We start from the raw sequence: 20,313 nt of genomic DNA on the forward strand, positions 1-20,313 counted from the left end.
CTCATGTCTGAAAATCGCACCCCCCTCGTGGAAATGCGCAACGTTTCCATCTCCTTCGGCGGTATCCACGCCGTGGACGACGCCACGATCGACCTCTTCCCGGGTGAAGTCGTGGCCCTGCTCGGCCACAACGGTGCCGGCAAGTCGACCCTGATCAAGATCCTGTCGGGCGCCTACAAGCGCGACAACGGCGACATCCTGATCAAGGGCGAATTCGCCGACATCAACAACCCGCGCGACGCCAAGAAGTATGGCATCGAGACGATCTACCAGACGCTCGCCGTCGCCGATAACGTCGATGCCGCCGCCAACCTCTATCTCGGCCGCGAGCTGCGCACCGCCTGGGGCACGCTCGACGATGTCGCGATGGAAGCCAAGGCGCGTGAAGTCATGGGGCGCCTCAACCCCAACTTCCAGCGCTTCAAGGAGCCGGTCAAGGCTCTGTCCGGTGGTCAGCGCCAGTCGGTGGCGATTGCGCGTGCAATCCTCTTCGACGCCCAGATCCTGATCATGGACGAACCGACGGCCGCCTTGGGTCCGCAGGAAACCGCTCAGGTCGGCGATCTCATCCAGCAGCTGAAGAAGGACGGCCTCGGCATCTTCCTGATCAGCCACGACATCCACGACGTCTTCGACCTCGCCGACCGCGTCTTCGTCATGAAGAACGGCCGCGTCGTGGGCCATGCCCGCACCGAGGATGTCACCAAGGACGAAGTGCTCGGCATGATCATCCTCGGCAAATGCCCCCCCGGCGCCGTTCCCGGCCCGGGTGCCATGCAGACGGCGTGAGCTGAGAGACAGTGAACTGAGACAGGCGAGGGGGCGTAAGCCCCCTCGTTTTCGTTTGGGGATTGGCATCGAGTGTTTGCTGAGGTCAAAAGCCAGGATCTTCGCGCCTTACCTAGGTCCGCCGCACTGTCGATGAGGTTTGCCAAAACTAAACTGAGATACAGCTCTCGTAGCCCAGCATCCCTGTAGGTGGGTGGCGAAACCAAAATTCTGAACTGCAAAAGTATGCACCTTTTAAGGAAAGAAAACTCAGGGTAGAAATTTAGTGGTTCGTTTACGGGCATCTCAATAATCTACCCCGCAAGCATGAAGCTTCCCCACGGCGGGGTGTCCATGTTGGACGATCACCGTTTTCGCACAGGAAGCTGTCCAATGATTTCCAGCATTAACAACATTTCTAGTAACTCGATTGCTCTTCTCTTCGGCACCACTCCCGCAAAGCCGGGTGCAGACACCAATTCGTCAGGAACCGGCACACTAGGGCAGACCACTGGCAATACGGACGACGTTTTCAAGGCCGGCAACGCCATCGGCAAAATCATCGAAATTGTGGCTGGCATGAAATCGGACGATGCCAATCGTTCCATCGGCGTTTTCACTATGGACGACGCCACGCGCGTTGACGGAGAAAATGGCGAGTATAGCCTAACGAAGACAGGCACCGGCACGGTTGTCAGCGACGAGCAAATGAGAGAATTCGCCTTAGAAATTAAACAAAAGCAGGCTGCGGGTACCGGGCCACGTGCCGAAGAAGCAAGGGCTTACCTTAAGGCAGCGGCCGAAGGCACCATTGAGGAGATAGATCTCTCGGCTCATGGGGTATCCGCAACCATGACACAGACCAATTACTATTACGCAGACGGCACCGATAAGGGTGAATCGGGTAGCACCACCGTCGAAGGATTGGACGAGTTCCTCGCTGCACATACCTATAGAGCCGAAGATGGGACGCGTCGCGATAAAGCCACTGGAAAGTATGCTGGCTTCAACGCGAACGGAACCGCTTACAGTTACATCCTATTCTAATGGCCGGTATAAGTCAGGATGCAAGGAGCCAGCTTTGTGTGGCTCCACTATGGGGTATCCTGCCGCGGCGCCACTGCGCTGCTGGGTCCGCTACCTGGACATATTCCGGGAACGCTTTACCGCCACAGGACCTTTCATCATAATCTGCTACGACGCGTTCCAACTCCGCACTTTTGCGGTTCGTCCTGATTGCAGGCCCGGGCGCCATGGAGGTGGCGTGAGCGTCACGAGCGTAAAGTTGAATTGAGACAGGCGAGGCGGCGAAAGCTCCCTCGTTTGTTTGAGGGGCGCGCAGTAGCCCGGAGGTCAGGTTACCCGTGATGCTTTTCGACGTGCTCCAGCGCCGCCGCAATATGCGAAATCGGCCGCAACAGTCGAAACGGATCGTCCTTCGACGGCAAAAAACCACGCCGCGTCCAGAACAGCCGCGCCTCCTCATCAATTGCATTGACGATCAGCGCCCGCCCACCCACAAGCGCTGCGCCCTGCACGCAGCGGGTAAGCGCATGCTTGATGAGACCTGTCCCGATCCCATGCCCGGCATAGGACTGATCGACGGCAAGCTGCCCGAGCAGCAGGCATGGCACGGGGTTGGGCGGCTGGGCGGTGCGGACGGAGCGGGGCAGGGACGCCGGTAGTACCGCCGTCGGAGAGAGGCCATAATAGCCGACGACACGTCCTGCATCATGCACCACAATGACGACGGTAAAGCCGTTCTCCTGGTTGGCCCGTGCCCGCGTCTTCAGCCAGTTGTCGAGTGCCGGCTTGCCGCAGGAAAAGCCGCTCAGGTCGTGGCCGTCATGCAGCGGCTCGGGAGCGGAAAGCGCCATGCTCAGTCCTTCGCCCGGTAACCCGCCTCCCAGGGGGCAGGGCGGCGCAGCACCTCAACCAGTTCGGGCACAACCTCCACCGGCGCCGCCATCAGCGCCATGAAATCGGCAAATCCGTCTTCTGTCATGCGGATCAGCTGTTGCTCCATGACGGCTTCTTCAGCGGCCCTAACGGCAGCATCCCGGACGAAATCGGTCCGCGACCTGCCTTTAAGAGCCGCCGCACGGTCGATCATTGCCACATCGGTCTCCGGCAAGCGCATGGATATCGGATAGTCCTTGCGATCGGGAATAGCCATTAACGTAGCTCCTAAAGTGAGATCGCTCTGAATGTAATGCAAAGTGCAATACATTGCCAGAGCTAGGCGCGCTTCCGCCGACCAGCCGTTCAGCGCCCCGCTCCATGGAACAACACCCCAAGCCCCGCGGTTGGCACCATCAGCCGGTCCGTCCGCAACGCTGCCCGGCGCCTCGATCTGATCCCGGAGCCTGCCCGATGTCCTATTCCCGTTTCGCCGCGATGATCGCCACGTCGACGGTCGTGATGTTCGCGCTGATGTATTTGAACACCTACGCCCTCGACCATGTCACCTACAGTCAGACACGCACCTGGATGGCGCTCCTGATGGGGGCCGTCATGGCGATGATCATGATGGGTTTCATGGCGTCGATGTATAAGAACCAGCGCTGGAATGCCGTGATCATCGCCGGCAGCGTCGTCGTCTTTGCCTTTTCGCTGTGGCTCGTGCGCAGCCAGGAAACAGTCGGCGACGTGAGCTACATGAAGGCGATGATCCCGCATCATTCGATAGCGATTATGACCAGCGAGCGGGCCCATATTCGCGATCCGCGCGTGCGGGAACTCGCCGACGAAATCATCGAGGCGCAGGTGCGCGAGATCGCAGAGATGAAGAGGCTGGTCGCCGAACTCGAAGCTAATCCGCCGGCGGATGATGCCCCGGATCTCGCCCCGTCGCCACAGACGACGCCGCAGCCGTGAGGAACGCGCCGGGGGGGCGATCAGACGCCCTTGATCAGCGCCCCGATCGTCCCGCCGACGAGCAGCACGATGCCGATCAGGAAGGTGAGCGCCGCCCCGGGGCCGCGGGTCTTGGCATCGGCGTAGTATTCTGCCGCATAAAGCGCCCGCGCCGCCGTCCAGCCGAGACCCAGCAGCCCGGCCAGCATGTCGGAGACGTAAAAGCCGAAGATCCAGAGCGACGGCAGGAAGAGCACCAGCTGCTCGACCGTGTTCTGCTGGACGCGAAAGATCCGCTCGAAATCCGCATTTCCGGTGGTCCTGGGTGCCTCCACCCCGAACTTGCGGCGGGCCTGACCGACTTTTAGCAGGAACCAGCAATAGGTGAGCAGGGCGGCAAAGGTGGAAAGTATGGTGAAGCGCATGATTTTTCTCGGCAACACATGTCGATCGTAACCATTGATTGGTAGGCGGCGTGTCATGATTAGGCAAGCAAGGAAGGTTACGATCACAGTGCGTTTGTGAAGAGCGCGGCGCTTGTGAGATGATACCGTTTCCGCCATCATCAAGGGCAATGCTTCGCAAGCGCAAGCTGCAGCCCGTGTGACAAGACGAAGAGACGTGATGAGTACCGATCCATTCAAGTTTGGCCGCGCCTACGACCTGCATGAGCTGGTCGCCGACGGGATCATCCATGGCATCGGTGTCGTCTTCGCGCTGGTCGGCGCCACCGCGCTGATCTTCTATGCCACCGTCTATTCCGACTATGCCAATATCGCCGCGAGCTGGATCTATGGCCTCGGGCTGATCATCGCGCTCGGCGTCTCCTTCACCTACAACATGTGGCCGCATTCGCGCGTGAAGTGGATCCTGCGCCGCTTCGATCACTCCGCGATCTTCATCCTGATCGCTTCTACCTACACGCCCTTCCTCGTGCAGGGCGCCGATCGCCCGCTGATCCTCGCACTCCTCATCGGCATCTGGATCACGGCCTTTACCGGCATCTGGCTGAAGTTCCGCTTCCCCGGCCGCTATGACCGGCTCGCCATCCTGCTCTACCTCGCCATGGGCTGGAGCGGCGCCTTCGCCATGGGGCCGCTTTCCGAAATCATCCCGGGCGTGACGCTGACCCTCATCATCGTCGGCGGCTGCATCTATTCCGCCGGCGTCGTCTTCCATGTCTGGGAACGCCTGCGCTTCCAGAATGCCATCTGGCATGCTTTCGTGGTGACGGCCGCCATCGTCCATTACTCGGCCGTCTTCACGGCGATCAGCCTCGGCTGAGGCTGCTCAGACCCCTGAAGGCACGTCATCCTCGGTCCTGTCCCGAGGATCTACCGACGCCTGCCTCACACTTGACGCCTGCGTCCTTGCCCAGCCCGTCACCACAGGTCCCAGAGCCCCCGTCACCACTCAATGTCTGACGACCGAAACCAGCGCCCCCTCAGATCCCCGTCACCTCGGCCTGCTTGGCAATCTGCTTGGCGGTCGCCGAAGCACCGATGCGAAAACCCGCGAGCGTCATGGGAAAGCTCAGCGCCAGCGAAACGCCTGCCAGCACCAGCGTCGCCGTCAGCGGCATCATGCCCATCTGGGCCGCAAGCAGCTGCAGTTCCGCGCTGGTGATGCCGTTCACCCAGACGATCGCGAGCAGGATCAGCGACCCGAGCAGCACCGCCACCACGGCAAGCAGCGCCGAAAGTTTCAGGCTCAGGCCCCAGCCGGGCCGCGCCTTCCGCCGCTGCGTCACATAGCTGCCTGCCGAGGAGCCTGCCGCCATCAGCACGGCCACATTGCCGGCAGACGACATGCTGTCGCCCCAGCCGAAGGCATCGAGCGCCAGCACCAGGAGATAGATGGCAAGCTGCGCCGCGATGAAGACGAGCGTGTAGCGAAGCAGGAGGCCGGGAAGCATGGAGGTCATGAAATCTGTTTTCCGTCTAGGGTGGTCTTGCCTTTAAGCCTTTGTTGCCCGATGTGTCGACGCGGCGAAGTAACGCCCGTCACATCACCGTCTCGCGCGGCGCATTTTCCACCGCAAATTGCAGAAGCCCCATCATGACCACGTCCCTCATCCTCCGCGACGCAACCGAAGCCGATCTGCCCGCAATCCTCGCCATCTACAATCACGCAGTGGCCGAGACGACGGCGATCTGGAACGAGACCCTGGTCGATCTCGACAATCGCAAGGCCTGGTATGATCTCCGTCAGGCGAGGGGCTTTCCCATCCTTGTCGCCGAAGTCGAGGGCCGCATCGCCGGCTACGCCTCCTATGGCGACTGGCGCCCCTTCGATGGCTTTCGCCAGTCGGTCGAGCATTCGGTCTATGTCGAGAAGGACCATTATGGCCGCGGTCTCGGTAAGGCCTTGATGTCAGCCCTGATCGAGCGGGCAAGGGCGGGCAACATCCATGTCATGGTCGCCGCCATCGAGGCCGGCAACACCGGCTCCATCGCCCTCCACAAAAGCCTCGGCTTCCGCCTCGTCGGCACCCATCATGAAGTCGGCAAGAAGTTCGGCCGCTGGCTGGACCTCACCATGATGGAGCTGAAGCTCGACTAACGGTCTCTCTCGGCAATCCATAGGGGAGGGGCCGTGTGTCAGGCCCGCTCCATGCCGCGCCAGCGCACGCCGGAGATGATGAAGCCGTCCGTCGGTCCCGTCGGCACGGTGGTCAGCGAGACCGACAGATCCTGTTCCGGCACATCGTAGTCGATGACGCCCGCCAGCAGCCGCGCCGCCTCCTTCAGGATCTCGACGGTCGCCATCTCGCCCGGACAGCGATGTCCGCGCGCGGTCGATCCTGCCCCTTGCGGAATGAAGCTGTAATCGGCCTCGTCGCGACGCACCCCGCGCCCGGGTCGGAATTCGTCCGGTGCGCGAAACGCCTCTCCGGCATGGCAGCTGCCATAAAGGTCGAGCATCAGCCACTGGCCGCGCCGAATGCGATAACCCTTCCAGTCGAAGGAGGCCCGGGCCACCGCACCGACAAAGGGAAAGAAGGGCGAAATCCGCCGCACTTCCTCGGCAAAATCCGTCAGCCGCTCGGCATCGGGTTCGGCCAGGATCTCCTTCCATTGCGGATGCCGCTCGAGCCGCAGCGCGGCAAAGACGATGTAGCGGCCGATCGCAACCAGCGGGCGGATCAGGTTGATCAACTCGACAGCCGCGACCGTCGGCGAGAGCAACTGGCCATGCACGTCGCGATAGCCCGCAAGCATGGCCATCGGTGAGCCCGGCATTGGCGTGAGCTTGCCGCGCCGGATCTCGCGGAACGCCGCGCGAAACCGCCGTTCGAGAAGCGAGCGGCGAAACAGCGTGCCGAAGGTCCGAGGCCCGACATGGCCGGCATTCTCGATCATGTCGGCAACCAGCGCGGCATCGTCTTCGAGCAGGTCAACATCCACCGGCGCCTGCGTCCAGGAAAGGGCCGTGCGGAAGAGGATGAGGTCGAGCTCCTTGCCGAGCGCCACGGCTCCCATCCGCGACCAGTCCGGCACCCGCTCCAGGAACTGCCGCCGGAAGGTCGCGACCAGGCGGTCGAGCGATCCCTTGTCCTCCATCAGGATCCGCACGAAGAGCGCCTTGCGATGGCGATGCGCCGCTCCATCCAGCTGCTGCACGCTGCCCTTGTCCTGCAAGAGCCGCAGCACGGTCTGCGGCATGGCGCCGACGCGCGTCAGTCGGGCATCGTCGTAAATCAGCCGCGCCGCGATCGGCCCGGTCATGCAGATCACGTCGCGCAGCATCAGCCGGGTGCGGAAGATCGGCGTATCGAGATCGGCAAAGCGCCGCGGCAGGAAGCCATAGCCTTCGCGCATCAGGGAAAGCGTTTCGTCGAAGGCGGGACTGCGCGGGATCTTCGGCGGCCAGATCCGGCCGCCTCCGCCGCGGTGATCGACCACGCGATCTGGCGTCCCGGTCGCCTCCAGCTGCACCGGTCTAGTGTCCTGCACGATCATCTCAAGTCTCCCCAAGCCGAGGCACCCCACGCACCTCGCTTGCGGGCGAACATCGCGGCGGGCCATTTGTTCCGCGCGTTTCTGGAAAATGGCGAAAAAAAGGCGGGAACGAAGCTCGCGGCCGCCGGTTGGCTCTCTGCCGACGCTCGGAAGTCGGCAAAGAACGAGGAAAAACAACAGGAGACACGGCCATGGGCAGCGGCACAGGCGACAGCAAACACTTCGGCAAAGGCAGCCAGGGCAAGGGCGATGGTTCAGGCGGCATGACCAACCTGCAGGAAGGCATGCTGGAGGAAAACCAGGTCCTTTCCAACCGCGACAAGGCGCAGCATCCTGAGACACGCGGTCTCGACAGCAAGAATGTCCAGACGGAGCAGTATCAGGATCACTCGGCCAATCGCCGATCGAGATAATGATCGGCCGGCCCGGGATTGCTCCCCGTTCGGTCCGGGCGGGGCATAAGGCGCAAGCGACGCGGCCCAAAGGTTTGCCCGGCATCTTTACAAACCGCTGGCCTTGAGGATTTATCCTGTTCTTTGGCAGGAGACTCCTATGACCTTCGAAACCTGGCTTGCCTTCGCCGCCGCCTCTGCGGTTCTCTTGATCATTCCCGGGCCGACCATTCTTCTGGTCGTCTCGTACGCGCTGGGGCAGGGCTGGCGCAGCGCGCTGCCCGTGGCAACCGGCGTGGCGCTTGGCGATTTCACCGCCATGACGCTCTCCATGCTCGGCGTCGGCGCGATCCTTGCCACCTCGGCCACCATTTTCACGGCGCTGAAATGGCTGGGTGCGGCCTATCTCGTCTATCTCGGCATCAAGCTCTTCCGCGCTGGCGGCACCCTTGATGTTAAGCCGCAGACGGACCGGGCAACGACCATGAAAATGGTGGGTCACGCCTGGGTCGTCACTGCCTTGAACCCGAAGAGCATCACCTTCTTCGTGGCCTTCCTGCCGCAGTTCCTCGACAAGCATGGCGACTTCTTCACCCAGATGGTGATCTTCGAGACCACCTTCCTTGTCCTCGCCTTCCTGAATGCCGCCGGCTATGCCCTGATCGCCTCCCGCGCACGAAACCTCGTCCGCAGCCCGCGCGCCATCGGCCTGTTCAACAAGACGGGCGGGACGCTGCTCATCGGGGCGGGTGTCGCAACCGCCACACTCCGTTCCGCGCCCTGATGGCGTAAAACGGGCGGGGCCTTGCCGCCCCGCCCGTCCAGTTGGAAAAGATCAGAGCAGTTTCAGAAGTGCCTTGGCGGCCTCTTCCGAAGACGCCGGGTTCTGACCTGTGACCAGTTTGCCATCGGTCACGACATGCACGCCCCAGTCGGCACCCTTCTCGTAAAGCCCGCCGCGCTCCTGCAGCATGTCCTCGACCAGGAAGGGCACGACCTTGGTCAGGCCGACGGCCTCTTCCTCGGAATTCGTGAAGCCCGTTACCTTGCGGCCCGAGACCAGCGGCTGGCCGTCCTTGCTCTTCACATGACGCAGCACGCCCGGCGCATGGCAGACCGCGCCGACCGGCCGATCCTTGGCGGCAAAGGCTTCGATCAGAGCGATGCTGTCCTTGTCTTCGGCAAGGTCCCAGAGCGGGCCATGGCCGCCAGGATAGAAGACCGCGTCGAAGTCGGAAGGATCGATCTGCGAGAGCGGCGTGGTCGAGGCGAGCAACTGCTGCGCCGTCTGATCCGCCTTGAAGCGATCCGTCGCCTCGGTCTGTGCATCCGGCTCGTCACTCTTCGGGTCGAGCGGCGGCTGGCCGCCCTTCGGCGAGGCAAGCGTGATCTCGGCGCCGGCATCCTTCAGCACGTAATAGGGCGCGGCAAACTCTTCTAGCCAGAAGCCGGTCTTCTTGCCGGTGTCGCCGAGTTTGTCATGGGAGGTGAGAACCATCAGGATTTTCATGGGTGGTTTCCTTTGTAAGGTGTTGATCGTGTTTTCATGCTGGCAGCAGGAGCCTCACCCTTCGAGGTCCGGCTGCGCCGGACACCTGAGGTGAGGGGAGATCTTGGTGTTTAGGGCGGTAGACGCCCTCCTCCTGAGGTGCCCTCGCAGTGCGAGGGCCTCGGAGGATCAGCCACGCAAATCAGTCATCCGGCCCGACGCGGATCACCCGCTTGCCGAAGGCCTCGCCGCGCAACAAGCCGATGAAGGCGCGCGGTGCCTCTTCCAGCCCGTCGATCATCTCTTCGCGGTAGGTGATCTTGCCGGCCTCGACCCAGCCGCCCATTTCCTTGGCAAAATCGGGATAGAGATGACCGAAATCGTCGAAGACGATGAAGCCGCGCACGGTGATGCGCTTCTTCAGGAACATGCCCATCAGCCAGCCCAGGCGGTCCGGGCCGTCGGGCAGGGAGGTCGCATTGTATTGCGAGATCAGTCCGCAGAGCGGAATGCGCGCGCCGGTATTCAGTTGCGGTGCCACGGCATCGAAGACCTTGCCGCCGACATTTTCGAAATAGATGTCGATGCCCTCGGGCGTTGCAGCTTTCAGCTTTTCGGCAAAGCCATCCGCCTTGTAGTCGACGCAAGCGTCGAAGCCGAGCGTATCGACCGCATGACCGCATTTCTCCGGCCCGCCGGCAATGCCGACGACCTTGAGGCCCAGGATCTTGCCGATCTGTCCGACGGTCGACCCCACAGGTCCGGTGGCACCCGCAACCACCAGCGTCTCGCCGGCCTTGGGCTTGCCGATTTCCTTCAGTCCCGACCAGGCCGTGAAGCCCGGCATGCCGGTCACGCCCAGCGCCCAGGACGGATGGCTGGGATTGGCACTCAGCGGCGTCACGCCCTTTCCGTCCGATAGCGCGTAGTCCTGCCAGCCGGTAAAGCCGACCACCCAGTCGCCTTCCTTGAAGCCCTCAAGCTTCGAGGTGACCACGCGTGATACCGTGGCACCCACCATGGTCTGGCCGATCTCGACCGGCGCCGCATAGGACGGCGCATCGCTCATCCGCCCGCGCATATAGGGATCGAGCGAGAGAAACACGGTGCGCAGCAGCATCTGCCCCTCGGCCGGCTCGGGGATGTCGACGGTCTCGAGCCTGAGCGTCTGATCGGTCGGTTCGCCCTTGGGGCGCTCGGCCAGAACGAAGCGGCGATTGCTCGTGGTCGATTGCGGCATGGAATGTCTCCTTGTCTGGCGGGCCCTGCCAATGAGGCAAGGCCCTCTGGAAAGGGCACCGCCACCCGCGGCCTTGGGAGGCAGGCACGGGTGGCGGCGTTCATGAGCCGGTCAACGGGTCTCTTCTATCGTTGTTCCATGACATTCTGTCGCGGCCATGGCAGGCCGCCCACCTCCCCTTGAGGGGGGAGGTCGCCGCAAAGCGGCGGGTGGGGGTGAAGAACGCTGGCTTTCTCCGTGTCCTTACCTCAATCGATCCGCACCCGCGCCATCTCGCCACGAATGCGGATATCCGGTTTTGCGCCCGTCGTGTTCGGAAGCGCGCTATCGACATAGGAGGCGATGGCGTCGACGCCGTAGGAAACCGGCGTCGGCACCAGGAAATGCAGCGAGGCATCGAGCATCTTGCCGGAAATGCGGATCTCCTCGGTGTTCAGCACGCGCTCGAAGGCAAGCCGTGCTCTCAGCGCTGCTCCGCTTGCAGCGACGCTCGCCGCATGGCCGGTGAAGAAGAAGTCGCCCGCGTCGCTGTCGACATCGATTGTCGCAAAATCCCCGTCGAGCCGCATGCGCGCGGCCTTCTGCCGGATCGAGATCCGGGCCTCCGGCGCAAGCCGCGCGTCGAGCGTCAGCGTGCAATCGTCCCAGTCACCCCAGCCGAAGAAGCCGCTGCGCTCGCCCATATGGACGCGAAGCGTGTCGCCATCCCGTGCCATCCGCGCCGCACCGGCGCAGTCGCCGCCGAACCAGCCCGAACGCCAGATCGCGCCCCAGCCGTGGCGGGTGCCGGAAAGAACGGCCTCCCGCGCGCCGTCGCCGCGGGTCGAGATCCTGATATCGCTGGCGGCACCGGTGACCGAAAGCTGTGTAACGCCGGCAAGATCCACCGGGCCGGAGATTGCATCGCTCGCACGGATCACCTGCATGCCGCCATCGATGACGGCGAGGCAGACGAGACCACCGAGGATAGAGAGGATGACAGTTCTTTTGCGCATCAGGGGCACTCCTGTTCTTGGCGCGCCGCTCGGCAGCGGCCGGTTTCGATGCCGTCATCTGCTGCCTCGTGAGCCTGATCCGCGACCTCGATCGCGATCCGGGTCGACCGGGATCGCGCTTTCGGTCATGGTCACCGAACACTCCGATCCGTCATCACCGAAATATCCGCATGCTTCTTGTCCCGCTCTCCTTCCTCGTCGCCCTGTTCCTCGCCGTTTTTCTCGTTCGCCTGCTCGGCGAGGGGCGGGAGACCTGGCGCCACAACGGCCTCTTCCTCGCCTTGCTGGCACTCTACGTGGTGCAGAGCCTGCTTGTCGGCCTGCGCTGGGGCTATGGCGTGATGGCGGTCCTGCCGCTGTTGCCGGTCATGGCAAGTCTCGTCCCCGCTCTGTCCTATCTCGCCTTCCGCGATCTGACGCGCGAGACACCGGGGCTTGACCTCAGCGACTGGCCCCATCTCCTGCCGACTTTGGCCACGCTGCTCCTGCTCGTGATCGGCCGGGCGCCGGTCGATCTTGTCATCATCGCCAACTTCCTGGGGTATGGCCTGGCCGTGCTCTGGCTCGCCCGCCTCGGTCCGGATGGACTGGTTGCCGCCCGCCTCGACGGTTCGCTGCGCTCCTATCGCGCTCTGCTCCTGACCGGCATCGCGCTTGTGGCATCTGCGCTCACGGATGTGGCGATCAGCCTCGACATGCTCTGGTCCGGAGGTCGCTATTCCCCGATGGTCGTCTCGGCCGCCACCACCCTCATCCTGCTCCTCCTCGGTATCGGCGCCGTGACGGCAGGTGCCGAGGAGGCGGGCGAGGGGCGCCTCGCCGATCACGAAGGATCAGCAGGAGAGAGCGACGACAGGAACCCGCGAACCACGCTGCCCACGCCGAGCCCACAAGCGGATCAACCCGCTTCCAACGAAGGCGTGGCTGCCTCCACGCCATCGGCCAAGACCGCCAGCGACGAGCACCGCCGCCTCGCTGCTGATCTCGACCGCCTGATGACGGAAAAGCGCCTCTGGGCCGACCCGGACCTCAGCCTCGCCCGGCTCGCCCGCCGCCTCGGATCTCCCGCCCGCGCCGTCTCCGAAACGGTCAACCGCGTCCATGGCATCAGTGTCTCGCACTACGTCAACAATCACCGCATCGAGGAAGCCTGCCGCCTGCTGTCCCAAACGGACATGCCGGTAACCCGCATCCTCTTCGAAGCCGGCTTCGTCACCAAGTCAAACTTCAACCGGGAATTTTTGCGCGTCACCGGCCAGAACCCCAGCGACTGGCGACGGCGAGCACTCCCACCTCCCCCTTGAGGGGGGGAGGTCGCCGCGAAGCGGCGGGTGGGGTGGATCCATGCAAGAGAGCTGAGGTTCGGTTCCCCGACGCGCATGAAGTCCCTTGCTGGCACTCAATCGCAATCGAGGATATATTGCGGCCCTAGAAAGGATATGCCGCCATGCCGCTCTACATCAAGGACCCTGAAGTCGACAGGCTCGCGACCGAGTTGATCGGGCTGACGAACACGAGCAAGGTCGATGCGGTCCGGGATGCCCTGAAGGGCGCCATCGCGAGCCACAAGGCGAAACTCCCCGTGCGCGAACGCCTCGCCAGGCCCCTCGCCATGGCCGAGGCCGCCGGCCCGTTTCACCCCGGTGATCACAGAAAAGAAACCGATGAGATGTGGGGCGAGACCGACGGATGATTTTCATCGATGCGTCCGTCGCGGTTGCGATCATCACGCGAGAAGATGACGCCGCCGATCTGATGGAGCAACTGGACTAGGCAGGCGGCCCCTTTTGCGTCTCCGGCGTCATGCGGATGGAAGCGACGCTCTCGGTCGCGCGGCGGCTGGCCGAGAGGGACAGTCCGGCAGCGCCGGACATGGTGGCAACGGCACGAAGGCTCGTCGACCAGTTCATTGTCGATTTGGATGCGGTTGAACTTCCAATCACGACTGAAGTCACCGCAAAGGCTTTGGGCGCGGCCCAGCAATATGGCAAGATCGTCAATCATCCAGCGAGACTGAACCTCGGCGATTGCTTCAGCTATGCCTGCGCCGCCATTTCCGGAGCGAAAGTCGCCTTCAAGGGCGACGATTTCGTCCACACCGATCTGGGTTGGTAAACACATCGCCCCCTTGAGGAGAGGGCTCACTTTCACCGCGAATAGGCGGTGATCACCTCAAGAAACGCATCCCCATACCGCTCCAGCTTCGACTGGCCGATGCCGGAAATGCCGAGCATCTCGTCCTCGTCCATCGGACGCTCCGTGGCGAGCGCAATCAGCGTCGTATCGGGGAAAATGACGTAGGGCGGCACGGATTGTTCGCGTGCCAGCTCCATGCGCCTCGCCCTCAATGCCTCGAACAGCTCCTGATCCGCCTGGTCGAGGCCGGCCTTGGCATTGGCGGTCCGCGACGACTGTCCGCGCGCCGCCTTGCCGGTCGTTGGCCGATCCTTGCGGAACCGCACCTCCACCTCGCGCTTGAAGACCGCGCGGGCGCTTTCCTCCAGCGTCAGCGCGCCATAGGCGGTGTGGTCGACGCGGATATAGCCGGCCGCCAGCAGCTGGCGATAGACTGACTGCCAGGTCTTGGAGGGCAGATCCTTGCCCGCGCCAAAAACCGGCATATCGCAATGGCCGAAGCGCTGCGTCTTCTCGTTTTCGTTGCCGAGGAGCACATCGATCAGATGGCCGGTGCCGAAGCGCTCACCGGTGCGATAGATGGCGGCAAGCGCCTTGATCGCCGCGTCCAGCCCGTCCCAGGTCTCGACAGGTTTCAGGCAGGTGTCGCAATTCCCGCAACCGCCGGAATGCGCTTCGCCGAAATGCTTGAGGATCGCCTGACGCCGGCAGCCCGGCGTCTCGCAGATGGCGAGAAGCGCATTGAGCTTGGCCCGCTCGACCCGCTTCACCTCGTCGGAAGCGCCACCCTCGTCGATCATCCGCCCGCGCTGGATGACATCCGCCATGCCATAGGCCATCCAGACTTCGGACGGCAGGCCGTCACGCCCCGCGCGACCCGTCTCCTGGTAATAGGCCTCGACCGAACCTGGCAGGTCGAGATGCGCGACATAGCGCACGTTGGGCTTGTCGATCCCCATCCCGAAGGCGACGGTGGCGACCAGACACAGCTCTTCCTCCTTCAGAAACGCATCCTGATTGGCATCGCGGAGCGCCCGGTCCATGCCGGCATGATAGGGCAGCGCCCTTATCCCCTGATCGTCGAGCCAGTTCGCGATCTCCTCCACCTTCGCGCGGGAGAGACAATAGACGATGCCGCTCGAGCCCTTGTGGCGCGAGAGGAAGCGCAACAGTTGTTGCCGCGGCTGGTCCCGCTCGACGATCTCGTAGGCGATGTTCGGCCGGTCGAAGGAGGTGGTGAAGACGGCTGCGTTCTGAAGCTCCAGCCGCTCGATAATGTCTTCCCGCGTATGCGGATCGGCGGTCGCCGTCAGCGCCATGCGCGGCACGCCGGGAAAGAGATCGGCGAGCTTTCCGAGTTCGCGATATTCCGGCCGGAAATCATGCCCCCATTGCGACACGCAATGGGCCTCGTCGATGGCAAAGAGCGCGATCTCCACGCCCTGCATCATCTCGAGGAAACCGGGCGTCACCGTCCGCTCCGGCGTCACATAAAGAAAGTCGAGCTCGCCGCGATCGAGCGCCCGCCGGATCTCGACATATTCCTCGCGCGACAGCGTCGAATTGAGCGCCGCGGCTCGCACACCGAGCCCTTTCAGCGCCTCCACCTGATCACGCATCAGCGCAATCAGCGGCGACACGACAACGCCAACGCCGGCCCGGCAGAGCGCGGGCACCTGGAAGCAGAGCGATTTGCCCGCACCCGTCGGAAAGAGCACCACCGCATCCCCACCCGACACGACATGGGAAACCACCTCCGCCTGCCGCCCGCGAAAGGCCGGATAGCCATAGACGCGCTTCAAGACGGAAAGCGGGCTCTCCTGGGGCTGGTCAAAGAGCGGATCGGTGAGGGAATGAGTCGGCATGGGGGATGGTGTAGCCGACGGGGGAGGGGATGGCGATAGGGGAACTTGTCCTGCCTGCTGTTTCGGTTTAATATCGGATCAATAGGTTTGATATTAAACCGTATCAAGGCTGATGAACGGACGGCGCGATCATGGCGAGACTGCAGCTTCGAAGTGCCTTACGCAACCCGCTGAACGCCATATTCGGGGTCGATGCCAATGTCGCGGTGCTGCGGGAACTGGTGCGGCATGGGGGTGCGCTGACCAGTGGTGAGATCGTGGAGCGGTCTGGCGCGTCGAAAAGCAGTGTCCGTCTCGGGCTGATCGCACTGGAAACATTCGGGCTGGTGACGTCGGAGGGAACACGCACCACGCGTCTACACCGCTTCAACCGCCAAAATTGTCTCGCTCCCGCTATAGAAACTGTGTTCCAAGCTGAGGCACAGCGTTTTTCGCTGATCATTGAGACGATCCGGGAAGCACCTGCCGAGCATGCCCCCGAAGTCTTGAGCCTCTGCCTCTACGGCAGCGCGGCAGCGGGCCGTGATCGCCTCGACAGTGACCTCGACATTCTCGTTGTTTCAAGTCGGACCGATATCGAGGGCGTTTTGCAGGCCATGCGGGAAAATCTGCGTGAACCGGCAGAGCGCCTGGGCTTCGTGCCCAATGTCGTGGGCCTCACCGGCGCTGATCTTGAAAGGCTCAAGCGGGAGCGTGATCCCTGGTGGCAGGGTCTTCAGGATACTGTCATCGTGCTCTCTGGACGGCATCCGAATGATCTGACCCGGACGAAGGCGGGATAAAGCTATGGTCAGGACAGGGCCATCGAAGAAGAAGGATGCAGCTTACGCGTCTGCACGATTGAAGATCGCCAGAGGCTTTCTGAAGGAGGCGCGCAACAGTGTGGCTTTCGCTGATCCCGGCGATTTCGATAACGCGACCATGTCGACTGTGATCAACGGTGCCATCGCCTATGCCGACGCCCTGACGGCAAAATTCAAGGGTGAAATCAATCAGGGGGACCATCAGGCCGTGGTGAAGCTCTTGCGCGCCACCTTCGGCAAGGAGCTGCCAGCACGGCAGGAGGCCAATCTGAGGACGATCCTCGAGCAGAAGGACGACGTGCAATATGGCGCACGTCTCATGCTGCGCTCGGATGCAGAGCGCTCTCTGGTGCGACTGGAAGAGTTCGCCGCTTGGGCCGAAGAGATGTTTGCCCGCTGATCGGCGTAGGCGTCATCCGCTTGCGCCGCCATTTACGCCCCCCAAACCCTGTGCACGACAAGGATCGGCCCTTGCCAGTCCCTCGGTCGACTGCTCCTGATCGGTGCTCCTCCCAATGTTCCGGATCCTCCTCCCATGCCATCCGCATCCCTCAAGCTCTATCTCGCCGGCCCCGAAGTCTTCCTGCCCGATGCCCGCGCCATCCTCGACGCCAAGGCCGATCTCACCCGCGCTTACGGTTTCGAGCCGATCTGCCCCGGCGATCTCGCCATCCCGCCGGCCCCGACCAAGCATCAGTTCGGCCTGAACATTTCGGAGATCGACGAGAGTTTCATGAACCGGGCCGATGGCATCATCGCCAACCTGACGCCCTTTCGCGGCATCGCCGCCGATCCCGGCACGGTCTTCGAACTCGGCTACATGTGCGGCGCCGGCAAGCTGGTCGCCTGCTACACCAATGTCGCCGACAGCCACTTCAAGCGCAGCGCGGATTTCTATGCCGGCGCGGTTCACCTCGCAGAAGATGGGCGCAAACGGGCGCCGGATGGCACCATGCTCGAGGATTTCGAGATGATCGAAAACCTGATGCTGCACGGCGGCGTCGAGCGCCGCGGCGGCCCGGTCTGCGTCCACGCCGCAGAGCCTGACAGGCTCTGGACCGATTTCACCGCCTTCGAGCAGTGCTTGAAGGTGCTCGCGGCGAAGGGATGATCTGACCGTTTGGCTCGGGGCTCAGAAGTCCCAGGGGTTGACGAGCTCGACCCCGCAATCGCGAAAGTCATCGATGTTGCGTGTCGCAAGGGCCCCCGCTTTGGTCCGGGCGACCGCCGCAATCATGCCATCCGGCGCGGACATCGGCTGCCCCCGACGTTTCGCCTCGGCCATGATGGTGCCATAGGTTAGGGCCGCCTCTTCGTCGAAACCGTAAATGCGGCCGACGAAGCGGCTCCTCCAGTCCTTGAGTGAGAGTTCGAGCCGTGGTGCGCGCTCCTCATCGCGTATCTTCGCAATCCCATACGCGATCTCGCCAATGACGATGCTGGAGAGTGCCAGCTCCGCATCATGGCGTATGAGCCAGGCAATCACGGCCTCGTTCGGCACCTTGCGGAAGGTTTCGGAGACGACATTGGTGTCGAGAAAAATCAAAGCTCCGGCCCCTCATGGCCCATGCTGTCGGCGCGGATGGAAGCATCCAGATCGATGTCGAGCGCCGACTGTGCGCTGATCCGGCGATAAAAGTCCGCAGCGGCTTCGCGACCCGTTTGCTGCGTCTCATAGGCTTCCAGCGCCCGTTCGACGATATCGGCGATCGAGCGGTTCTCTCGACGCGCCAGGCGATGCGCCAGATCACGGGCACGAGCGCTGCGGACGGAAAGCTGTGGTTCGGCCATGGGAAGTCTCCTTGGAGGAGAAATTTAGTATGATTATGGCGTGCCATCAAGATGGCAGCAGATGGCTAGCCATCCGATTACGCCGTGCGGGGGCGACAGAGGTTCCCCTTAAACCCAGGGCTTGCGAGCCGCCCATGCCGGTGCAAGGCTGCGGCTCCTACCGGAGAGTTCCCCCGTGAATCAGCATGTACCGCCGAAGCCGCCGCTCGGCCCCAGTTTCCATCGGCTTTTGGCCTCGAGCGGGTTGGCCAACCTCGCCGATGGCATCGGCATCGTCGCCTGGCCCTGGCTTGCCTCGCTGATCACCCGCGATCCCCTGCCGATCGCGCTGGTCGGCGTCGCGCAGAAACTGCCCTGGTTTCTCTTCGCCTTGCCGTCGGGCGTGATCACCGATCGCTTCGATCGCCGCTGGCTGGTCATCGCAATGGACGCCCTGCGCTTCCTCGTCTTGATCATGCTCTCGGCGGCCATGCTGATGCCCGGCATGCTTCCGGAGGTCCCGGTCGATGAATTTCCGGCGACGCTGCTTTACGGCCTGTTGCTGATCTCGGCACTCGTGGTCGGTTTCGCCGAAGTGCTGCGCGACAATTCCGCCGTCACGCTCCTGCCGGCAATCGTTCCCCATGCGAGGCTTGAAACGGCCAATGGCCGCATGGGCAGCGTGGAAACCGTGATGAACATGATGATCGGCCCGCCGCTTGCGGGACTGGTGATCGGCCTCGCCTTACCCTTGGCCTTCGGGCTCTACGGTCTCGCCTTTGCCTTTGCCGGCCTGCTCGTCCTGTCGATCCCCGGCAGGTTCTGCACCGAGCGGCCGGAAGCGCGCCACTGGATCTCGGAGATCCGCGAAGGCACCGCTTATCTCTTCGCCCGGCCGTTGCTGCGCGACCTTGCGATCGGCCTCGGCGGTCTCAATGCCATCGAAGTCATGCTGCTTACCGGCCAGCTGCTTTATGCACAGGAGGTCATGGGCCTCAGTTCGGCGGGCTACGGCGTGTTGCTGACGGGTCTTGCCGCGGGCGGCCTTGTCGGCGGTCTTCTCGGCGAGAGCATCATCCGCCGGTTCGGCGCGTCCGTTTGTCTGAGGGCGACCATCGTCGGCTGCCTCGTCTGGGCTCTGGTCGCCCTGATCATGCCGCGGTCGGTCCTCGTCTGGGCTGCCCTGATGCTATCCAGTCTCACCGGAATGGTGTGGAACATCATCACGGTGTCGCTGCGCCAGCGCCTCATTCCCCCGCATCTGCTCGGCCGCGTCAACAGCGTCTACCGCTTCTTCGGGCTTGGCACCATGCCGCTCGGCATGCTGATGGCGGGCGCGAGCGTCAGCCTCACCGAGGCTTTCCTCCCGCGCACCCAGGCGCTCGCCGTGCCCTTCGTGCTCGGCGCGGTACTCTCCCTCCTGCTGCTCGCCAGCATCTGGACCCGCGTTTCGCCGAAGGCACTCGCCGCATTCCAGGCGGGGTGAGCAGAGCTTTACCTCCCCCTTGAGGGGGGAGGTCGCCGCGAAGCGGCGGGTGGGGGTGATGCTTTACCGTCGGCCGTAGCCCGTCACCCCACCCCGGAGCTGCGCTCCGACCCTCCCCCTCGAGGGGAGGGTGGTAATCACTTGATCGGCTCAAACACCATCGAGTGCCCGTTGATGCAATAACGCAAACCCGTAGGCTTCGGGCCGTCGGGGAAGACGTGGCCGAGATGGCCGCCGCAATTGGCGCAGCGGATTTCGGTGCGCACCATGCCGAAGGACATGTCGCGATGCTCGGTCACGGCATCAGGCTTCACCGGCTCAAAATAGCTCGGCCAGCCGCAGCCGGCATCGAACTTCGTGTCGGAGACGAAGAGCGGCTCGTCACAGGCGGCGCAGCGATAGAGGCCCTTTTCGAAATTGTCCCAGTAGGGGCCGGTAAAGGCGCGCTCGGTGCCGTGTTCGCGCAGGATCCGATACTGCTCCGGCGTCAGCTGTTCGCGCCATTCGGCATCCGACTTGACGACCTTCGGGGCGGTGGTGGAAGCGGTCAT

Annotated in this window: 25 protein-coding genes and 1 pseudogene; 14 read left to right on the forward strand and 12 right to left on the reverse strand. The window is 63.1% G+C overall.

The features are described from left to right. Positions 1 to 3: 3 nt before the first annotated feature. Both M1E12_RS03625 and M1E12_RS03630 read left to right on the forward strand, forming a co-directional pair. Positions 4 to 789: a sugar ABC transporter ATP-binding protein gene (locus tag M1E12_RS03625; RefSeq protein WP_113461955.1), complete on the forward strand. Its 786-nt coding sequence runs from the start codon at positions 4 to 6 to the stop codon at positions 787 to 789. A gap of 372 nt (positions 790 to 1,161) precedes the next feature. Further along, positions 1,162 to 1,815, forward strand: coding sequence for a hypothetical protein (locus M1E12_RS03630; protein ID WP_479563770.1), 654 nt, complete (start codon positions 1,162 to 1,164; stop codon positions 1,813 to 1,815). A gap of 311 nt (positions 1,816 to 2,126) precedes the next feature. Here the strand turns inward: M1E12_RS03630 and M1E12_RS03635 are convergent, their stop codons facing one another. After that, positions 2,127 to 2,645 (reverse strand): GNAT family N-acetyltransferase, encoded by a 519-nt coding sequence (locus M1E12_RS03635; RefSeq protein ID WP_479563771.1) that lies wholly within the window; start codon positions 2,643 to 2,645, stop codon positions 2,127 to 2,129. Positions 2,646 to 2,647: 2 nt separating this feature from the next. After that, the gene (locus M1E12_RS03640) at positions 2,648 to 2,944 is read right to left on the reverse strand and encodes a type II toxin-antitoxin system TacA family antitoxin (RefSeq protein WP_479563772.1); all 297 of its coding nucleotides are present in this window, start codon (positions 2,942 to 2,944) and stop codon (positions 2,648 to 2,650) included. A gap of 197 nt (positions 2,945 to 3,141) precedes the next feature. Here M1E12_RS03640 and M1E12_RS03645 point away from each other — a divergent pair, with 197 nt between their 5' ends. Beyond that, a complete protein-coding gene (locus M1E12_RS03645) occupies positions 3,142 to 3,645 on the forward strand; it encodes a DUF305 domain-containing protein (RefSeq protein ID WP_479563773.1) in 504 nt (167 codons plus the stop codon). A 20-nt stretch (positions 3,646 to 3,665) separates the two neighbouring features. Here the strand turns inward: M1E12_RS03645 and M1E12_RS03650 are convergent, their stop codons facing one another. Beyond that, positions 3,666 to 4,049 (reverse strand): MAPEG family protein, encoded by a 384-nt coding sequence (locus M1E12_RS03650; protein WP_479563774.1) that lies wholly within the window; start codon positions 4,047 to 4,049, stop codon positions 3,666 to 3,668. Between the two features lie 199 nt (positions 4,050 to 4,248). On the opposite strand from M1E12_RS03650, the gene trhA reads away from it, so the two are divergent. Next, on the forward strand, positions 4,249 to 4,908 hold the full coding sequence (trhA, locus tag M1E12_RS03655; protein ID WP_113461950.1) for a PAQR family membrane homeostasis protein TrhA: 660 nt from the start codon (positions 4,249 to 4,251) through the stop codon (positions 4,906 to 4,908). Between the two features lie 160 nt (positions 4,909 to 5,068). Here the strand turns inward: trhA and M1E12_RS03660 are convergent, their stop codons facing one another. Then, complete coding sequence (locus tag M1E12_RS03660) at positions 5,069 to 5,548, reverse strand: ABZJ_00895 family protein (RefSeq protein WP_479563775.1); 480 nt, start codon at positions 5,546 to 5,548, stop codon at positions 5,069 to 5,071. A gap of 134 nt (positions 5,549 to 5,682) precedes the next feature. Between M1E12_RS03660 and M1E12_RS03665 the strand changes: the two genes are divergently transcribed. Then, positions 5,683 to 6,186, forward strand: coding sequence for an N-acetyltransferase family protein (locus M1E12_RS03665; RefSeq protein WP_479563776.1), 504 nt, complete (start codon positions 5,683 to 5,685; stop codon positions 6,184 to 6,186). Positions 6,187 to 6,224: 38 nt separating this feature from the next. Here M1E12_RS03665 and M1E12_RS03670 read toward each other — a convergent pair whose 3' ends face one another. After that, positions 6,225 to 7,580 carry a cytochrome P450 gene (locus M1E12_RS03670; RefSeq protein WP_479563777.1) on the reverse strand — a complete coding sequence of 452 codons (1,356 nt, stop codon included), beginning with the start codon at positions 7,578 to 7,580 and terminating at the stop codon, positions 6,225 to 6,227. Between the two features lie 197 nt (positions 7,581 to 7,777). On the opposite strand from M1E12_RS03670, the gene M1E12_RS03675 reads away from it, so the two are divergent. Together M1E12_RS03675 and M1E12_RS03680 are read left to right on the forward strand one after the other, a co-directional pair. Next, on the forward strand, positions 7,778 to 7,999 hold the full coding sequence (locus tag M1E12_RS03675) for a hypothetical protein (RefSeq protein ID WP_113461946.1): 222 nt from the start codon (positions 7,778 to 7,780) through the stop codon (positions 7,997 to 7,999). Positions 8,000 to 8,138: 139 nt separating this feature from the next. After that, complete coding sequence (locus tag M1E12_RS03680) at positions 8,139 to 8,762, forward strand: LysE family translocator (protein WP_113461945.1); 624 nt, start codon at positions 8,139 to 8,141, stop codon at positions 8,760 to 8,762. Between the two features lie 51 nt (positions 8,763 to 8,813). Here M1E12_RS03680 and M1E12_RS03685 read toward each other — a convergent pair whose 3' ends face one another. The 3 genes from M1E12_RS03685 to M1E12_RS03695 form a co-directional block, all read right to left on the reverse strand. After that, positions 8,814 to 9,488 (reverse strand): type 1 glutamine amidotransferase domain-containing protein, encoded by a 675-nt coding sequence (locus M1E12_RS03685; RefSeq protein WP_479563778.1) that lies wholly within the window; start codon positions 9,486 to 9,488, stop codon positions 8,814 to 8,816. Positions 9,489 to 9,669: 181 nt separating this feature from the next. Then, entirely contained in the window at positions 9,670 to 10,707 is a 1,038-nt protein-coding gene (locus tag M1E12_RS03690; RefSeq protein ID WP_479563779.1) for an NADP-dependent oxidoreductase, read from the reverse strand. Between the two features lie 248 nt (positions 10,708 to 10,955). After that, on the reverse strand, positions 10,956 to 11,702 hold the full coding sequence (locus M1E12_RS03695) for a hypothetical protein (RefSeq protein WP_479563780.1): 747 nt from the start codon (positions 11,700 to 11,702) through the stop codon (positions 10,956 to 10,958). A gap of 170 nt (positions 11,703 to 11,872) precedes the next feature. On the opposite strand from M1E12_RS03695, the gene M1E12_RS03700 reads away from it, so the two are divergent. From M1E12_RS03700 to M1E12_RS03710, 3 genes and pseudogenes are all read left to right on the forward strand, one after another. Further along, the gene (locus M1E12_RS03700) at positions 11,873 to 13,006 is read left to right on the forward strand and encodes a helix-turn-helix domain-containing protein (protein ID WP_479563781.1); all 1,134 of its coding nucleotides are present in this window, start codon (positions 11,873 to 11,875) and stop codon (positions 13,004 to 13,006) included. A gap of 143 nt (positions 13,007 to 13,149) precedes the next feature. After that, entirely contained in the window at positions 13,150 to 13,395 is a 246-nt protein-coding gene (locus M1E12_RS03705; protein WP_479563782.1) for a type II toxin-antitoxin system VapB family antitoxin, read from the forward strand. A gap of 104 nt (positions 13,396 to 13,499) precedes the next feature. Continuing rightward, positions 13,500 to 13,817: pseudogene (locus M1E12_RS03710) on the forward strand (PIN domain-containing protein); the annotation flags it as partial. Between the two features lie 32 nt (positions 13,818 to 13,849). On the opposite strand, the gene recQ reads toward M1E12_RS03710, so the two are convergent. After that, entirely contained in the window at positions 13,850 to 15,703 is a 1,854-nt protein-coding gene (gene recQ, locus M1E12_RS03715; RefSeq protein ID WP_479563783.1) for a DNA helicase RecQ, read from the reverse strand. 131 nt (positions 15,704 to 15,834) lie between these two features. Here recQ and M1E12_RS03720 point away from each other — a divergent pair, with 131 nt between their 5' ends. The 3 genes from M1E12_RS03720 to M1E12_RS03730 all read left to right on the forward strand — a co-directional run bounded on the left by M1E12_RS03720 (position 15,835) and on the right by M1E12_RS03730 (position 17,617). Next, positions 15,835 to 16,485: a nucleotidyltransferase domain-containing protein gene (locus tag M1E12_RS03720; RefSeq protein WP_479563784.1), complete on the forward strand. Its 651-nt coding sequence runs from the start codon at positions 15,835 to 15,837 to the stop codon at positions 16,483 to 16,485. 4 nt (positions 16,486 to 16,489) lie between these two features. Continuing rightward, positions 16,490 to 16,906, forward strand: coding sequence for a hypothetical protein (locus tag M1E12_RS03725; protein WP_479563785.1), 417 nt, complete (start codon positions 16,490 to 16,492; stop codon positions 16,904 to 16,906). A 135-nt stretch (positions 16,907 to 17,041) separates the two neighbouring features. Next, complete coding sequence (locus M1E12_RS03730; RefSeq protein WP_479563786.1) at positions 17,042 to 17,617, forward strand: nucleoside 2-deoxyribosyltransferase; 576 nt, start codon at positions 17,042 to 17,044, stop codon at positions 17,615 to 17,617. Between the two features lie 21 nt (positions 17,618 to 17,638). Here M1E12_RS03730 and M1E12_RS03735 read toward each other — a convergent pair whose 3' ends face one another. Continuing rightward, a complete protein-coding gene (locus M1E12_RS03735; RefSeq protein ID WP_136538541.1) occupies positions 17,639 to 18,052 on the reverse strand; it encodes a type II toxin-antitoxin system VapC family toxin in 414 nt (137 codons plus the stop codon). After that, positions 18,049 to 18,297, reverse strand: coding sequence for a plasmid stabilization protein (locus tag M1E12_RS03740; protein ID WP_136538542.1), 249 nt, complete (start codon positions 18,295 to 18,297; stop codon positions 18,049 to 18,051). The genes M1E12_RS03735 and M1E12_RS03740 overlap by 4 nt, the downstream gene beginning before the upstream one ends. A 175-nt stretch (positions 18,298 to 18,472) precedes the next feature. On the opposite strand from M1E12_RS03740, the gene M1E12_RS03745 reads away from it, so the two are divergent. Then, entirely contained in the window at positions 18,473 to 19,762 is a 1,290-nt protein-coding gene (locus M1E12_RS03745; protein WP_479563787.1) for an MFS transporter, read from the forward strand. Between the two features lie 137 nt (positions 19,763 to 19,899). On the opposite strand, the gene msrB is transcribed toward M1E12_RS03745, so the two are convergent. Then, entirely contained in the window at positions 19,900 to 20,313 is a 414-nt protein-coding gene (gene msrB / locus M1E12_RS03750; protein WP_113461995.1) for a peptide-methionine (R)-S-oxide reductase MsrB, read from the reverse strand.

This window comes from Rhizobium sp. K33, from assembly GCF_056501445.1.

Coding starts and splice junctions, on each gene's coding strand:
- recQ (WP_479563783.1), bottom strand. CDS start 15,703: ATGCCGACTCATTCCCTCACCGATCCGCTCTTTGACCAGCCCCAGGAG.
- M1E12_RS03690 (WP_479563779.1), bottom strand. CDS start 10,707: ATGCCGCAATCGACCACGAGCAATCGCCGCTTCGTTCTGGCCGAGCGC.
- M1E12_RS03640 (WP_479563772.1), bottom strand. CDS start 2,944: ATGGCTATTCCCGATCGCAAGGACTATCCGATATCCATGCGCTTGCCG.
- M1E12_RS03635 (WP_479563771.1), bottom strand. CDS start 2,645: ATGGCGCTTTCCGCTCCCGAGCCGCTGCATGACGGCCACGACCTGAGC.
- M1E12_RS03625 (WP_113461955.1), top strand. CDS start 4: ATGTCTGAAAATCGCACCCCCCTCGTGGAAATGCGCAACGTTTCCATC.
- M1E12_RS03660 (WP_479563775.1), bottom strand. CDS start 5,548: ATGACCTCCATGCTTCCCGGCCTCCTGCTTCGCTACACGCTCGTCTTC.
- M1E12_RS03650 (WP_479563774.1), bottom strand. CDS start 4,049: ATGCGCTTCACCATACTTTCCACCTTTGCCGCCCTGCTCACCTATTGC.
- M1E12_RS03685 (WP_479563778.1), bottom strand. CDS start 9,488: ATGAAAATCCTGATGGTTCTCACCTCCCATGACAAACTCGGCGACACC.
- M1E12_RS03665 (WP_479563776.1), top strand. CDS start 5,683: ATGACCACGTCCCTCATCCTCCGCGACGCAACCGAAGCCGATCTGCCC.
- M1E12_RS03700 (WP_479563781.1), top strand. CDS start 11,873: ATGCTTCTTGTCCCGCTCTCCTTCCTCGTCGCCCTGTTCCTCGCCGTT.
- msrB (WP_113461995.1), bottom strand. CDS start 20,313: ATGACCGCTTCCACCACCGCCCCGAAGGTCGTCAAGTCGGATGCCGAA.
- M1E12_RS03695 (WP_479563780.1), bottom strand. CDS start 11,702: ATGCGCAAAAGAACTGTCATCCTCTCTATCCTCGGTGGTCTCGTCTGC.
- trhA (WP_113461950.1), top strand. CDS start 4,249: ATGAGTACCGATCCATTCAAGTTTGGCCGCGCCTACGACCTGCATGAG.
- M1E12_RS03730 (WP_479563786.1), top strand. CDS start 17,042: ATGCCATCCGCATCCCTCAAGCTCTATCTCGCCGGCCCCGAAGTCTTC.
- M1E12_RS03680 (WP_113461945.1), top strand. CDS start 8,139: ATGACCTTCGAAACCTGGCTTGCCTTCGCCGCCGCCTCTGCGGTTCTC.
- M1E12_RS03720 (WP_479563784.1), top strand. CDS start 15,835: ATGGCGAGACTGCAGCTTCGAAGTGCCTTACGCAACCCGCTGAACGCC.
- M1E12_RS03630 (WP_479563770.1), top strand. CDS start 1,162: ATGATTTCCAGCATTAACAACATTTCTAGTAACTCGATTGCTCTTCTC.
- M1E12_RS03705 (WP_479563782.1), top strand. CDS start 13,150: ATGCCGCTCTACATCAAGGACCCTGAAGTCGACAGGCTCGCGACCGAG.
- M1E12_RS03645 (WP_479563773.1), top strand. CDS start 3,142: ATGTCCTATTCCCGTTTCGCCGCGATGATCGCCACGTCGACGGTCGTG.
- M1E12_RS03725 (WP_479563785.1), top strand. CDS start 16,490: ATGGTCAGGACAGGGCCATCGAAGAAGAAGGATGCAGCTTACGCGTCT.
- M1E12_RS03740 (WP_136538542.1), bottom strand. CDS start 18,297: ATGGCCGAACCACAGCTTTCCGTCCGCAGCGCTCGTGCCCGTGATCTG.
- M1E12_RS03675 (WP_113461946.1), top strand. CDS start 7,778: ATGGGCAGCGGCACAGGCGACAGCAAACACTTCGGCAAAGGCAGCCAG.